15 protein-coding genes are annotated in these 14,747 nt (G+C 49.5%); 3 read left to right on the forward strand and 12 right to left on the reverse strand.

Going from position 1 to position 14,747, the window contains the following annotated elements; genetic code table 11:
• The first annotated feature begins 44 nt into the window (after positions 1 to 44).
• The 3 genes from FBY58_RS00750 (at position 45) to grxB (ending at position 2,704) form a co-directional block, all read left to right on the forward strand.
• Positions 45 to 1,157 carry a tetratricopeptide repeat protein gene (locus FBY58_RS00750; RefSeq protein ID WP_141918988.1) on the forward strand — a complete coding sequence of 371 codons (1,113 nt, stop codon included), beginning with the start codon at positions 45 to 47 and terminating at the stop codon, positions 1,155 to 1,157.
• A gap of 261 nt (positions 1,158 to 1,418) precedes the next feature.
• Entirely contained in the window at positions 1,419 to 1,862 is a 444-nt protein-coding gene (locus FBY58_RS00755) for a phage major tail tube protein (protein WP_141918991.1), read from the forward strand.
• Positions 1,863 to 2,056: 194 nt separating this feature from the next.
• Complete coding sequence (gene grxB, locus FBY58_RS00760; RefSeq protein ID WP_141918993.1) at positions 2,057 to 2,704, forward strand: glutaredoxin 2; 648 nt, start codon at positions 2,057 to 2,059, stop codon at positions 2,702 to 2,704.
• A 204-nt stretch (positions 2,705 to 2,908) separates the two neighbouring features.
• Here grxB and FBY58_RS00765 read toward each other — a convergent pair whose 3' ends face one another.
• From FBY58_RS00765 to FBY58_RS00820, 12 genes are all read right to left on the reverse strand, one after another.
• Positions 2,909 to 4,267 (reverse strand): sorbosone dehydrogenase family protein, encoded by a 1,359-nt coding sequence (locus FBY58_RS00765; protein ID WP_141918995.1) that lies wholly within the window; start codon positions 4,265 to 4,267, stop codon positions 2,909 to 2,911.
• An 8-nt stretch (positions 4,268 to 4,275) separates the two neighbouring features.
• Entirely contained in the window at positions 4,276 to 5,160 is an 885-nt protein-coding gene (locus FBY58_RS00770; RefSeq protein ID WP_141918997.1) for a hemolysin family protein, read from the reverse strand.
• Positions 5,161 to 5,214: 54 nt separating this feature from the next.
• The gene (ybeY, locus tag FBY58_RS00775) at positions 5,215 to 5,745 is read right to left on the reverse strand and encodes an rRNA maturation RNase YbeY (RefSeq protein WP_141918999.1); all 531 of its coding nucleotides are present in this window, start codon (positions 5,743 to 5,745) and stop codon (positions 5,215 to 5,217) included.
• Positions 5,732 to 6,823 carry a PhoH family protein gene (locus FBY58_RS00780; protein WP_141919001.1) on the reverse strand — a complete coding sequence of 364 codons (1,092 nt, stop codon included), beginning with the start codon at positions 6,821 to 6,823 and terminating at the stop codon, positions 5,732 to 5,734. Before FBY58_RS00780 ends, ybeY begins: the two co-directional genes overlap by 14 nt.
• Before the next feature lie 109 nt (positions 6,824 to 6,932).
• Positions 6,933 to 8,270, reverse strand: a complete 1,338-nt coding sequence (miaB, locus tag FBY58_RS00785) for a tRNA (N6-isopentenyl adenosine(37)-C2)-methylthiotransferase MiaB (protein ID WP_141920574.1) — start codon at positions 8,268 to 8,270, stop codon at positions 6,933 to 6,935.
• A 98-nt stretch (positions 8,271 to 8,368) separates the two neighbouring features.
• A complete protein-coding gene (locus tag FBY58_RS00790) occupies positions 8,369 to 8,905 on the reverse strand; it encodes a chemotaxis protein CheW (protein WP_141919004.1) in 537 nt (178 codons plus the stop codon).
• A 145-nt stretch (positions 8,906 to 9,050) separates the two neighbouring features.
• A complete protein-coding gene (locus FBY58_RS00795) occupies positions 9,051 to 9,416 on the reverse strand; it encodes a response regulator (RefSeq protein WP_141919006.1) in 366 nt (121 codons plus the stop codon).
• Positions 9,417 to 9,565: 149 nt separating this feature from the next.
• Positions 9,566 to 10,102: a chemotaxis protein CheD gene (locus FBY58_RS00800; RefSeq protein ID WP_141919008.1), complete on the reverse strand. Its 537-nt coding sequence runs from the start codon at positions 10,100 to 10,102 to the stop codon at positions 9,566 to 9,568.
• 37 nt (positions 10,103 to 10,139) lie between these two features.
• A complete protein-coding gene (locus FBY58_RS00805) occupies positions 10,140 to 11,189 on the reverse strand; it encodes a chemotaxis response regulator protein-glutamate methylesterase (RefSeq protein ID WP_141919010.1) in 1,050 nt (349 codons plus the stop codon).
• Entirely contained in the window at positions 11,186 to 12,058 is an 873-nt protein-coding gene (locus FBY58_RS00810) for a protein-glutamate O-methyltransferase CheR (protein WP_141919011.1), read from the reverse strand. The genes FBY58_RS00805 and FBY58_RS00810 overlap by 4 nt, the downstream gene beginning before the upstream one ends.
• Complete coding sequence (locus FBY58_RS00815) at positions 12,055 to 14,400, reverse strand: chemotaxis protein CheA (protein ID WP_141919013.1); 2,346 nt, start codon at positions 14,398 to 14,400, stop codon at positions 12,055 to 12,057. Before FBY58_RS00815 ends, FBY58_RS00810 begins: the two co-directional genes overlap by 4 nt.
• A 10-nt stretch (positions 14,401 to 14,410) precedes the next feature.
• Positions 14,411 to 14,680 carry an STAS domain-containing protein gene (locus FBY58_RS00820; RefSeq protein WP_141919015.1) on the reverse strand — a complete coding sequence of 90 codons (270 nt, stop codon included), beginning with the start codon at positions 14,678 to 14,680 and terminating at the stop codon, positions 14,411 to 14,413.
• Positions 14,681 to 14,747: the final 67 nt, after the last annotated feature.

A 14,747-nucleotide genomic window follows, 5' to 3' on the forward strand; every position in this document is an offset into this window, starting at 1 on the left:
ACGGTATCTTTTATTCCGGTTTCTGAAAAAATAGGGGTGTAACCGTGAAATTGACGAAAAAGAGCTTGTTTTTTCAGAAAAATATTTGGCTTCCTCTGCTGGTTGTTTGGTCTCCTGTTGCGTCTTTTCCTGCCTTTGCTGTGGTTAAATCGGTCGATGTTAAAAAGGCAAATAGTAGTTTTGAGCAAGGGCTGCGTTATTATCACGGCCAGAATGCAGCGCAGAGTTACGCTCAAGCGAAAGAGTATTTTCAGAAGGCCGCCGATATGGGGCATGCCGAAGCGCAATTTTATCTAGGTGCGCTCTATGAACGCGGAAAAGGGGTACCGCGCAACTATAAAACCGCCTTTTCATGGTATCAAAAAGCGGCCGATCAGGGCTTTGTGAAAGCTGAAAATAACGTCGGCAGTATGTATCAATATGGCGTGGGGGTTCCCCAGAATTTTCAATCGGCTTTGACCTGGTTGCAACGGGCAGCAGGTCAAGGAGATAAGGTCGCCCAGACCAATTTGGGCGATATGTATTATCAGGGATTAGGCACCGCCCAAGATTATAAAACCGCCGCTATTTGGTATCAGAAGGCCGCTGCGCAAGGGTATGCTTTGGCGGAATATAATCTGGGCGTGATGTATAGTCAGGGTCAGGGCGTTACCCAAGATATGGCGACCGCTGCCACATGGTATCAAAAGGCAGCCGATCAGAAGCTTCCGGCTGCAGAATATAATATCGCCTATTTGTATGACAAAGGCCAAGGCGTGGTGCAGGATCGCAAGATTGCTTTGGCGTGGTATCAGAAGGCGGCCGATCAAGGCTTTGTAAAAGCGCAATCCAATTTAGCTGGCATTCTTTATCATCAGGCCAATGGTAAAGCCCCAATTTATAAAGAGGCGGCCTCTTGGTATCAGAAAGCGGCCGAGCAAGGGGATGTGGTTGCCCTCTTCATGTTAGGGAAAATGGCGCATCTGGGCGAGGGAACCGAACGGAATGACGTCGATGGCTATATGTGGTTTAGTCTGGCTGCGCGTTTAGGGCTGAAAAATGCCGAGAATAACTGTCAGATTTTGAGTAAAATGATGACGCCTGCCCAGATTACGCAAGCGCAGAAATTGGCACAGGAATGGCTGACCAAGCATCCGTCTTTTCCGTTGAGAAGTTAACTCGGTTTTTTATCGGAATGTCTTGAGCGTTATAAAGGGAAGGCTTTGATTACAATCTTTGTAAAATTATTTACCAAGCTGCATGATATTTTATAATAATTTATCTTTGTATATTTTATTTGAATAATTTTATTGTTACACTGCTTCGGTTGATGAAATTTTGCAAGAGAGACTCTTGATGAGTCACCTATCATAGAGGGCGGCCGGTTTTGGGAATCGCTGTCTCTATTCTTTGATAGATTGGTAGAACAAGGCCGGAAAATGGAACAATTTCAGACATTAACCGATATGCAGCTTTTTAATGCTGATGAAGAGCCGATGGGTTCGGTTGCAGAAGTGATTTTGCCGGAGCCTGTTTATAAGCTTGTGCCGTCGGATGACCCTGCTGTGGCCGATGAAGTGACTTTGGCTAGTTTGGGAAGTCTGGCTTTTACAGCAGATGAAGCGCTGGTCGAGGCTGTGCGCCAAAAAGGCTTTACCAAAATTTTTCTGCGGAGTGCCGATAACGCGATCGACCTTACTGGAAGAGGCGTTTTGAAAGCCGTTGATGGGCGCGGTGTTTTAAAGCTTTCTTATTATAAAGAGATCAGAGACAAAAAGCTGGTTACCGAATTAGATCCTTTCCACATGGTGGAAGTGGTGAATGGTCTTGATTTAGGGGCGCGCGCTCGTGATGCGCTGGGGCTTTCGCCGGAAGATTTATAAAAGGGCACAAGACAGCAAGAGGCTGTTTTTGAGTGGGATGTCAAAGAGTCCTCTCTTTTGTTTTTGGAGATTTCCAAGAAAAGCCCGTTCCTTTGATATCGAAGCGAAAAGGTGATTTTGCCTTAAACATTCTAGCCATGCGCGCTAAGATGGCGTTGCCCTTGTAATGGCGAGAAGAGAAGGCGGATCGGCTGATGAATCTGAAGCTCTATATCTACGAACATTGTCCTTTCTGTGTGAAGGCCAGAATGATTTTTGGTCTGAAAGATTTAGCTTTCGACCAGATTATCTTGCAGCATAATGATGAAGCGCAGCCGATCAGAATGACCGGTTATAAGCTGGTGCCTATTCTAGAAGAAAATGGCCGATTTATGGGCGAAAGTATGGATATCGTCGAATATATCGACAAAGAAAAAGGGACGCCTTTGCTGAAAGGCGCGCGTAATCCGGCTGTTTTGCGCGCGATGCATAGCTTTTCTGGTATTTATTCGCTGCTTTATCCGCGTGCGGTTATGGCACCTTTACCTGAATTCGCGACCCAAGCGGCAAGACGCTATTTCATTCGACGGAAAGAAGGCGAAGTGGGTGATTTCGAGCATTGCCTGCAAGATACGCCGCGTTTGGTTCGTCGTTATGAAGATAGCTTGGAGCAGTTGGAACCGTTGATTCAGTCACCGGAAGCGGTCAATGGTCAGCTCTCTACCGATGATATTCATTTATTCGCGCAGTTGCGGAGTTTGTCCTTGGTGAAAGATGTGCGCTATCCTGAAAAAGTGGATCGCTATCGTCGCCGTATGGCGGATCTGACGGGCATGTTTTTGTTTGATGCGATTGCCCGTTAGGCATCAGAATATTGCAAGAATGAAGATTGAGGGCTGGGCGGCTCAAGAAATAAGTCTGTTTGAGAAAGGATAGTTAGGCTGTGAAATTTCTGGCCTGATAGACTTTAAAAAATGCCGCTGTGCTACCCTATTTTCAAGATAAAAATTATTTGAGAAAATCCAGACTTTGCCAAGCCATATTGGCTTGGCAAAGTCTGGTTAGAATTAGCTTTTTGCTACGCGCCAGATCCGGTTGCTGGCTTCATCCGCAATGAGTAAGGCACCTGCGCCATCGCCGGTCATGCCCGCTGGCAAACCATAGACTTTATTCCCTTGGCGGAAATTTTTGACGACGGTTATCGGCTTGCCCGTTGCTTCGCCTTTATTATCGAAAGGCACGAAAACAACCTGATAGCCCGACCATGGATAGCGATATAAGGAACCATGTTCGGAAACAAAGGCGCCGTTTTTAAAGCTATCGCCAAGATCAACATTACCAGAAGCCGGATCATGGGCAAAAACCAGAGCCAAGGGTGCCACATGGGGCCCCAAGGAATAATCAGGCCAAGAAACCGTGGTCTGGGTTAGTTTGTCGATTTTTTTGAAGTGACGGTCAGGATAGCCGCCCCAATAAAATTGTGGCCAGCCGTAATAATCACCAGGATTAAGCTGGGTCATATAATCCGGCACCATATCCGAACCAACGCCGTCCCGTTCGTCAACGACTGTCCATAAAGCCTTGGTCTGGGGATTGAAGGCCATGCCAACCGGATTGCGGAGACCCGCCGTATAAAGCCGATGGGAATTGTCTTTGAGATCAATTTCCCAGACAGCGGCGCGTTCTTTTTCCAGCGCCATTCCTTTTTCAGCGATATTGGTCGCTGAACCAACCGCCGCATAAAGATAGCGTCCATCTGGACTGAGCGTGATATTCCGCGTCCAGTTGAGATTGATATCACCCGCAGGGAGTGCCACGATTTGGCGACCCGCCTCGGTGATATGATCTTCACCCCTTTTATAGGGATAGGCCAAAACGGCATCGCTGGTGGCGACATAAAGAATGTCGCCCTTTAAAGCGATTCCGAATGGGGAATGCAGTTGGTCGATGAAAACCGTTTTCTGGTCAGCCACGCCGTCATGATTGCTGTCACGCAGCAAGACGATTCTGTCGGGTGAAGAGTCAGTTTCGCGGCGGGTGAGATGCCAGAAAAGGCGCTTTAAAAATCCGGGTTTATGGCGAGATGAGATCGGCGCTTTTGATTCCGAAGCAAGAATATCGCCATTCGGTAACAGATAAAGCCAATGGGGATGATAAAGCTTTTCCGCGAAAAGCGATATTTTTAAACCCGAAGCCGCTTCTGGTTTTTTGTTATCCGACCATCCGACAAAACGCCCCGGATTGAAAACCGGCCATAACAAATGCCGTCTGGGTTCGGTCAGAACCGGTTTAACGCCGGTTACCTGATCGAAGGGGACATGCGCCCGATCTCGGATAATAAACGGTGCGCTGACACAGGCCAGAAGCAACATTCCGCTGAGAAGACGCCGTCGGTAGCTCATCCGGCTCCAGATATTTTTAAGCATAAAAAGCGTTAATCCCCATCTGGATTATTGGCCGGTGGGTAAAGTTTGACCCGTTCCACATGACGGCTGTCTCCGGCGAGAATCTCAATGCGCCAACCGCTGGGATGTTCCAAAATCTCGCCCCGTTGCGGCACATGGCCTGCCAAAACAGTGGCAAGGCCGCCGATGGTATCGACATCCTCTTCAACTTCGCTGAGATGGGGATCAATCCATTCCGCGATGTCTTCTAATTCTGTCCGGCCTTCGGCTTCCCAAATGCCGTCTGGACGAGCGGTCAGAAGCGCAGTCGGTGCCTCGTCATGTTCGTCTTCGATATCGCCGATGATTTCTTCTACCAGATCTTCAATCGTAATCAGACCTTCGGTACCGGAATATTCATCCAGAACGATCGCCATATGGGTACGCGTTGCCCGCATTTCTGCCAGCAGATCGAGTACGCCCATTGTTTCAGGAACATAGCGCGGTTGGCGAAGGAGGGCTTTTAAATCGAAATTGTCTTTTTTACCCTCAGCAAGCAGGCTGAAGATATCTTTGACATGGAGCATTCCGATAATGTCGTCCAACGTCTCTTTATAAACCGGAAGACGGCTGAGGCCGCTATGGGCAAAAGCCGCAATCAGATCATGCCCGTTGATAGTGTCGGGAACCGCGACGATATCAGCACGAGGCGTGCCAACATCGCCCGCAGATCGGCGACCAAAATGCAAAAGGCGACGGAGCATCCGTCTTTCTATCGGGGATAAGTCATCGCGATCAGGCGTATCATGCTCATGCTCTTCGATGGCTTTTTCAATGACTTCGCGTAGGGTGGGTTCTTTTTCTTCGTGGAAAAGAAAATTACGAAGGCCGCGCCACAGGCCGCCTCCGTTGTCGGTACTGGAATCTTCAGACATCTCCCGCGCGTTATCTCCGCTTAATTGGTGGGTAATAGGGTGAACGGACTTGATTTATCCGTCAAGGCTTTCCTTGTTCGGTTCATCATCCGGATAAGGATCGGCAATATTGAGTATGGCTAAGGCTTTTCTTTCCAAGCCTTCCATCTCTTCGGCTTCGGCTTCCACAATATGGTCGTAACCTAATAAGTGAAGCGTGCCATGGGTGATTAAATGGGTCACATGATTTTCAAGAGAAATGCCTTTTTCCAAGGCTTCTTTCTTGGCGACATCAAAGGCCAAGATAATATCCCCGAGCAGGCATTCTGAACCAACCATTTGTTTGATGGTCGCCAATTCTTCCGCTTCCATCATGGGGAAGGAGAGAACATTGGTCGGGCGGTCTTTGTCCCGCCATGTTTTATTTAAATCGTGAACGGTATCGTTATCGGAAAAGCAAACCGAAATTTCGGTTTCGTATTCTTTGGAAAGGAGAAAATTGGAAGCACTGACCGAAAGCGCCTGTTCACAGGCTGTTTGTGCCAGTGCTGCCCAATCTGGAGGTTCTGGCCATGATTCAGATATATCGGCTTCAACCGTTATCATCAGGATTCTCTTCTGGAGGATTGTCGAAGGCGTTGAGATCGACCGTTGCCGGATTTTGTTCAAGCATGGCTAAACGGGCGCGGCCTATCGGTGTATTTTCATAGGCATCAACGATCCGTCCGACCAAAGGATGGCGGACAACATCTTGCACCGTAAAGCGGGTGATACCAATACCATCGACATTTTCAAGACGGCGTACCGCATCGGCTAGACCAGATTTCCCCGGATTGGGTAAATCGACCTGTAACGGATCACCGCAAACAACCATCCGGCTGTTCATACCGAAGCGGGTCAGAAGCATTTTCATCTGTGCCGGTGTGGTATTCTGAGCTTCGTCGAGAATAACAAAGGCATCGGATAAAGTGCGTCCCCGCATGAAGGCCAAAGGTGCGATTTCGATCTCACCATTTTCAAGGCGGCGTTCGACCTGCTCCGCCGGAAGCATATCGTAAAGCGCATCATAGAGTGGTCGAAGATAAGGATCGACCTTCTCTTTCATATCGCCGGGAAGGAAGCCCAATCTTTCACCGGCTTCGACCGCCGGACGAGAAAGGATCAGGCGATCAACCGAACCTTGCATCATTTGTTGCACCGCTTGGGCAACGGCAAGATAGGTTTTTCCGGTTCCAGCAGGCCCGAGAGCAAAGATAAGATCTTTCGACTTTAATTGCTCCATATAGCGAATTTGGGTTGCCGAGCGCGGAATGATCGTTTTTTTCCGTGTGCGGATGACCAATTCCGGCGCAGAGCTGTTTTCAGTCCGCATGATGCCTTCCATCGAATTGTCGGAGGACATTGAGATAAAGGCTTCAACCGCGCCTTTATCGAGATCTTGCCCTTGAATAATCCGGTTGTAGATGCTGGTTAGCACTTCGCGGGCGCGTGCCGCATGGGTTGCTTCACCTTCAATTTGTAAACGATTCCCTCTGGCCGCGATATAAACGCCCAGACGGTTTTCAATGGTTACCAAATTTTGGTCATATTCACCAAAGAGACGTCCTAATAGTTGAGGCTTATCAAAAATAAGCTCAAGTCGGGCAAGATCACCGGCCTGAGCCTGCACCATTTTGCGCGCCATTCTTTTTCCCTGTATCGTCGCCCCTTTGAAGGCGTGGCTTTCGTGATGCTAGACTATTTCCTGTGACAAGGGAACTACCGAACTTGGGATGTTTTTTTCGGCAGAGAATCTAGACCGTTTCAAGCTTGTCGATGGTGATCGGTTGGCCTTTTACACTATTGGGACCGGCATCGGTTAAGACGACCTCTACCGTGTCACCAATGGCTACAGGCGTTTCGACGATGACGGATTGCAGCCAAGGCGATTTCCCGATCATCTGGCCTTCTTTTTTGCCATGACGTTCAATCAGAACCGCTGTTTTCCGGCCTACCGTCTGCTGATTAAACTCAAACTGATGCTGGTTCAAAAGAGCTTGTAACCGTTGCAATCTTTCGCGGCTGATTTCTGGCTCGATTTGATCAATCATGTCAGCCGCAGGCGTTCCTGGACGCGGGCTGTAAGCAAAGCTAAAGGCCAAAGAATAACGAACTTCTGAAATGAGATCCAAGGTTTCCTGAAAATCCTGTTCCGTTTCGCCCGGAAAGCCGACAATAAAATCACCGGATAAAGCGATATCCGGCCGCACCGCTTTTAAGCGATTCATCAAGGCCAGATAGCTTTCAGTGGTATGGGCGCGGTTCATGGCTTTCAGGATGCGATTGCTGCCTGATTGCACGGGTAAATGCAAAAAGGGCATCAGCTTTTTTACTTCGCCATGCGCTTCGATCAGGCCATCCGTCATGTCATTCGGGTGGCTGGTGGTGTAGCGGATACGTTCCAAACCGTCGATTTTATCCAGCGCGCGGATCAGGCCATCAAGGCCTTGGGCGCGTCCGGCTTCGTCTTCGCCTGACCAACCATTTACATTCTGACCCAAAAGCGTGATTTCTTTCGCGCCTTTGTCAACAAGAGCATGCGCTTCTTTGATGATACGAGACCAAGGACGGGAGACTTCGGCACCGCGTGTGTAGGGCACGACGCAATAGGTGCAAAATTTGTCGCAGCCTTCCTGCACCGTGAGAAAGGCGCTTGCCCCGACTTTCCGGCGTTCAGGGAGCGCATCGAATTTGGATTCGAGCGGCATATCAATATCGACGACTTTACCCGCTGCTGCTTTTTCGATCAGTTCGGGTAAATGGTGATAGGCTTGAGGCCCGACGACGATATCGACCATTTTAGTGCGTGCCAGCACCTCGGCACCTTCGGCTTGCGCGACACATCCGGCCAAGGCAATCATGGGAGAAGAGCCGTCAGGTCGTCTTAACCGACCAATTTGAGAATAAACTTTTTCAGCCGCTTTTTCGCGGATATGGCAGGTGTTGAGAACGACCAGATCGGCGGTTTCCGCGTCTTTGGCCGGTTTCATACCTTGTGATTCCAGTAATTCTGACATCCTTTCGCCGTCATAGCTATTCATCTGGCAGCCAAAGGATTTGATGTAAAAATGCTTTAAAGAAGGTCGGTTCATAAAAAAGCTATAGCCAAACAGTTGAAAAGCCGGAAGAGGCCGGAGCATATTTCACCGCCCTCTTCTTACTTTTTATCTTGGAGCGTGGCAAAAGCAGCCTATTCTAAACCTTGATCCGGTATCGGGAGACCATTTTCGCGCAGACGATCCAAGGCGAGAACCATAATCATCCGGTCATCAATGGTGACCAAACCTTCCAAAAAGCGTGCCGCCGTGGATTCCCCGACATCAGGAACCGGCTGCATATCTTCATGACGGGCGGTAACGATATCATTGACCGCGTCGACAATCAGGCCTTGTAACTGTTCCCCGATCTGGACAACGATAATGACGTGACGAGCGGTCGGTTCGGTCATGCCCCACCCCAGACGCTGGCGAAGATCGAAAACCGGTAACACGACACCGCGTAAATTGACGACACCCCGAACATAATTCGGAACATTCGGGAGGTTGGTGGCGGGTGACCATGCGCGTATTTCGCGAATAGCCATTATATCAACCCCGAAAAACTGTTCCCCGATATGGAAGGTGATGAGCTGGCGTGCATCGGAAGAATGCTGCCAATCATGGGCCTGATTTTGTAAAGCCGTGTTTTCTGTCTTTCCTGCCAACAGCTCGTTTTTAGTTTCGCCCATAATGAAGAGCCTCCTTTTTCGCCGCTTGAAAAGTGGTTAAAAATTTTTTCGAAAAACTGTCTGTCCCGAAATAAAATCGTAAAGCCGGTTATGATACTTTAATAGAGCAAACGCCTTAAAAGGAACGGCTGAAAAGCTAAAAATGTTAATGCAGCACCCGTCGAATAGCGGCGGCGAGTTTATCGGGGCTGAAAGGTTTGACAATCCAGCCTGTCGCGCCAGCCATCCTTGCGCGTTGTTTTTTCTCGTCAGAGGTTTCGGTTGTCAGAACCAAAATCGGCATGTTGCGCCAACTGTCATCCTGTCTGACATTTTCGATGAGGCCGAAACCGTCCATTCTGGGCATGTTGATGTCGGTGATAAGCAAATCGGGTCGATGATTGCTTAATTTTTCCATCGCATCCACGCCGTCCTCTGCTTCTATGATGGAATATCCCATCTTGCTTAGGGCAGCTCGCAATAACATGCGCATACTGGGAGAGTCATCAACAGTCATTATCGTTTGAGCCATGATATATTCCTGAAAGCTAGCACTCACTCAAAAATCTATAATACGAGGTCTTTATTAAAAAATTGCGCAATGTCCTGAACGGAAAAGACCAAAATTAGATAAAGCGCAGAATGAAGCCGATATAGGACACTACCTTACAAAAGGTAATATCAGAAAAAGGTAACATCCCCCGCTTTGTCGGGAACGATTTCGAGCCGTTCGACAGGTCTCTGGTTTTCGACATGGCGGCAGCGAGCGAGACCCAAGGCTGGACAAAAATCCACTCTTCTGGCCGTCGTTCCGCCAATATCTTCTGCGCTGAGCTGGATCTGTTCATCCTCTAAAAAGCGACGAGCAAATTCGGCATTTTTGATCCCGATGTCCCCAAATCCGCTCCGCATGGTTGCCCCACCATAAAGGCGGGCGCGGAGGCGGTTACGGTGCGCGCCTTTGGTCAGCATCGCGTTAATCAAGACTTCCATAGCGTAAACGCCATAACGCTTGAGCGAATGAGGGTCCTGATCGGAACCGCTAGGTTCGGCTAACAGAAAATGGTTCATGCCTCCGATTTTTGCCACAGGGTCGAAAAGACAAGCGGCAATACAGCTGCCTAAAACCGTGGAAAAGACAACATTTTCGTCACTCGAGACCTGCTTTTCTCCCTGCATCACGTCGATACGTTTGAACTCGTTGATATTAATTTTCATATTTTATCTCGGCCACAGTTTTTGCTTCCTGTAGCGTTCAGGCGCAGGCCTCCAGCGCTTTCGCCGCGATGCGAGGTAAGGGAAGCTGGGTTTCAACAGCGCCCATTCGGTAGGCCGCGGCGGGCATACCGTAAACGACGCAACTTTCTTCATCCTGTCCGATGGTAACGGAACCCGTGTCGCGCATGGCCTTTAGCCCCATCGCACCATCTTGTCCCATACCGGTCAGAATAACACCTACAGCCCGACGACCGCAGTTTTTGGCTACCGATAAAAATAATCTGTCCACTGAAGGGCGATGGCCGCTCATCGGTTCATCGGACACCAATAGACAGCGAGGCCCGTGAGCCGCGTTCTGAAATTCCAGATGGCGTTCACCACCAGGGGCAATATAGATATGTCCCGGGACAAGGGGGTCACCGGTTTTAGCTTCGGATACCTTGGGGGGACACATCCGATCGAGACGATTGGCAAAGCTAGCCGTAAAGAGCGGCGGCATATGTTGGACGATGAGGGTCGGAGGACAGTTTGCCGGAAAGTCTTTTAACAGAGCCAGCAGCGTTTCGACACCACCCGTCGAAGCACCAATAGCAATGATGCTGCCCGGTTTCGGACGATAGCCAGAAGAAACTGCCGGTTTTGCCGGAGCAGCATTCTGGGCAGGCCGACTGCGGAAAAGCGGACGATGGCGCCCGCTTTTTGAGGCGGCCTTGATCATGCCAATTAAGACCTGACTTTGGCTTCTGTCGGAAGCAAAACCGAGGGCTGGTTTGGCAAAACAGTCAAACGCCCCCAATTCCATCGCCTTCAAAGTCGCTTCTGCGCCAGCTTCGGTCAAGGCCGAGACCATGATGACCGGCATAGGGCGAAGCCGCATGACTTTTTCGAGAAAATCCAGACCATCCATGCCAGGCATTTCAATGTCCAGCGTCATGACATCAGGATTGAGTTCTTTTATCATCTGGCGGGCTGTGGATGGACAGTCTGCTTTCCCGACAACTTCGATTTCGGGATCTGACGAAATCATCATTGATAAGATGGCACGCATCGTGGGCGAGTCATCAACAATAAGTACTTTGACAGTCACATCGACCTCTTTTGATAAATAGTTTGACCTTTGGAGACAAAATCCTGTGAGGCTTTGCCAACAAGGCGTTCTGAATGGCCGATATAGAGATAGCCGCCCGTGAGTAATTTTTTGGAAAAATTCTGGAATAGGGTGGTTTTTGTCGGCTCGTCGAAATAGATCATGACATTCCGGCAAAAAATGACATCGAATTGCTGTTTCATCGGCCAAGTCCCCAGCAAGTTCAGTTCCTTGAAGGCAATGAGTTGCTGTAAGGCGGGATTGACGACCATTGAATCACCATCCGGTGTCATCCAGATATTACGGAGACTGGCTGGAATGGATTCTGCGATACTGTTCGGATAGCGGCCAGAGCGAGCAGTTGCCAACACATGCGGCGCTAAATCCGAGGCCAGAATACGAAAGTCATGTTTGAGCAGCCAGCGCGGCAAATTCCGGTCGGTACCGGCAAGCGCCATCACCAAGCTGTAGGGTTCTTCGCCACTGGAGCAACCTGCTGACCAGATGCGGACGCGGCCACCAGATTCCAGTTTCTTTTTGAGCGCTGGCCAGACTTGATTGACCAGATGTTCGAAATGATGCTTTTCCCGAAAAAAGCTGGTGTGGTTTGTGGTCAGTGCCGTAACCGCACGCGTTCTTTCTTCCTCATCCTGTTCAAGATAGGCGAGATAGTCTTTGAAACTCTGCATCCCGCAAGCGCGGACGCGTTTTGAAAGACGGGAATAGACCAGATTAGTTTTACTGGATTGTAGGGTAATACCAGCATTTTGATAAACAAGATCCCGAACATGCTCGAAATCTTTTTGCGTGTATTCGAATTCCCGTCTTTCTGGTGGCATAACGTTTTTAGTGTCTATTGATAATGTCACGCGGCCACCCCGAGAGAAGATGAGTGGAGGTCGTGGCGCCAACGGGCAACCAAGCTATCGACGTCCAAAATGAGGGCGACCCGTCCGTCACCCAGTATTGTTGCACCTGCCAGACCGGAAATTGCCTGATAATTGGCTTCCAGACTTTTTACGACGACTTGGCGTTGATCCAGAATTTGATCGACCATCAACACGGCTTGTCCGCCATCGGATTCGACCACGATCAGAACTGATTTGAAGGGATCACTTTCGGCTTTATCAACCGATAATTCCCGACCAATCGATTGAATCGGCACATAGGCACCGCGAACATTCAGCAGTTTTTCACGGGTACCAATGCCGCTGATCTCACCTTCATTGGGTTGAAGGCTCTCAACAATATGACCCAGTGGAATGACAAAGGTTTGGTCGCCGACTTTGACAATCATGCCATCCAGCACCGCCAAGGTAAGCGGCAAGCTGAGTGTGAAAATAGAGCCGAAACCCGGACGGGAGTTAATGCTGATCCGTCCGCCCAACGCCTGAACATTTTTACGGACAACATCCATACCGACACCACGACCGGAAACATTGGTCACCTTGGCAGCGGTTGAAAATCCCGGAGCAAAAATCAGATTGTCGATATCATCATCCGACAACGTTTGGTCAGCGGCGACGATGCCTTTTTCAATAGCTTTTTCTAAGATACGCGTCCGGTTCATCCCTCTACCATCGTCAGAAATACGGATGATGATCCGGCCTGAACGATGTTCAGCTGCCAAGGTGACAACACCTTCTTCGGATTTGCCTGCGGCAATACGTTCTTCGGGTGTTTCGAGACCGTGATCGACGGCGTTTCTGATCAAATGGGTTAACGGTTCACCGATGCGTTCGACCACCGTTTTGTCGACTTCGGTCATTTCACCTTCGACATCAAGGCGAACCTTTTTACCGGTTTCACCTTCCAATTCGCGAATAATTCGCGGTACTCGACTGAAAACAGTTTTCATCGGTTGGGCGCGAATGGACATGGCGCTGTCTTGCAATTCCCGCGTCAGATGATCGAGATCTGTCAATTCGGAAGAACTGGAAAGACCTTGATCTGTCAAACGCTGGGCAAGCATCGCCTGTGTGATAACCAACTCACCTACGAGATTCACAAGGCGATCGAGTTTATCAAGATCAACGCGAATGGTTTGCGCCATTGAGGGCGCGGCCGAACGAGGCGCTTGTGCTTTGGTAGGCGCTGCCTGTGGTATCGGCGCAGCGGGCTTTTTGGGTTCCGTCTGCGGCTTTACCGCTTCGACAGGCTTTTGAATTTTGGGTGCAGGCGCGGCTTTCGGCGCAGCTTTTGCTGCGGGCGCGGCCTTTTCACCTTTCGGATTTTCTATTTTGGCGAGCGCGTCTTTTTCAGACTGATCTGTAACCGGCTTTAGCACTGCCTTTTCAGGCATAGACGGCATTTTTTTGTTTTTGCCGCCTTCGCGGATGAGGACGACTTCTGAAATGTCACCCACAAATTCGAAAACAGAACGGATGTCTTCTTCTTCGACATCAGCAGGTAATCTTACCCACCAACCGAGATAGGATATCTCTGGCTCGATTTCTTCGAGAACAGGCAGCTTTTCATAATCGGTGGCCAGAATTTCAGCCCCGAGAGAATCCAATTCGCGCAGAAGCAATAACGGATCGCTACCATTATCGAAGGCATGACGGTCTGGTCTGAACCATAAGATCCATGCCTTTGGCTCGTCATCATTCGCGTCAGCGCTTTCCTTTGCCTCTGCGTCAGGCGCTGGAGCTTCTTTGGCTTCTTCAGGTTCTTTGCTGTCTTCGGATTCGGTTGGAGCATCCAATGAAGTCAGAAGATCATCAAAGTCGAAATCATCACTGCCGAGATCGGAAGAGACTTCTTCATTCGAGGCTTCTGGGGTTTCTTCTCCGGCAGCGGGTTCTTCGGCGGCTACGCTTTCTTGTCCACCACCATCTTCTCCCATGGCAGCAGTCAGGCGCGCCATTACGCCGGAATCGTCGGGCGTATCCCGTTCGCCACTGGCCGCCATGACATGATCGCTTAACATGTCGAAGGCTGCCATCAGAGTAGACAGCAAATCGGAGGTCAGGGTGAGCGCGCCATTTCTTAATTTATCAAGAAGCGTTTCATAATGATGCGCAAAACCGCGCAGCTGTTCAAAACCAAAAGCGCCGGCGCCGCCTTTGATGGAATGGACAGCCCGAAAAATTGTATTGATTGTTTCGTCATCTTGCACGCCTTCGCGGCAGAGTCCGAAACATGCTTCCATATTAGCGAGGCCTTCCTCGCATTCCTGAAAGAAAATATTTTGAATTTCGTCGAAACTCACGGTCTTATCCTCAGGTTAATGGTACGAAAAGCAAGGATTCGATGCCCAAAAGTCGAGCACCGTAACGAAGGGCTTCGCTAGGATTTTCTATCAGAAAAGGCAAACCTGCCTTTTCTGCGGTGAGACGGGCGCTTAGAAGAATTTGCAAACAAGCCTGTCCTACCATCTCAACAGGTTCACCATTGAGGTGAACCCATTTGTTTTGCTCCAGATCGGCTTTAATCTCGGTTGCGAGAGAAACGGCCTGTGCTGTATCAAGCTTTGTAGGCAATGCCTGCATTTCTTCTTCCTTACACTTTCGGTCTATCCGGAAATAACAGAAGACGGAATGTTGATAAATATTACGA

Origin of the sequence: Zymomonas mobilis (genome assembly GCF_006715975.1) — a bacterium.
In the GTDB taxonomy this organism is placed as follows: Bacteria; Pseudomonadota; Alphaproteobacteria; order Sphingomonadales; family Sphingomonadaceae; genus Zymomonas; species Zymomonas mobilis_B.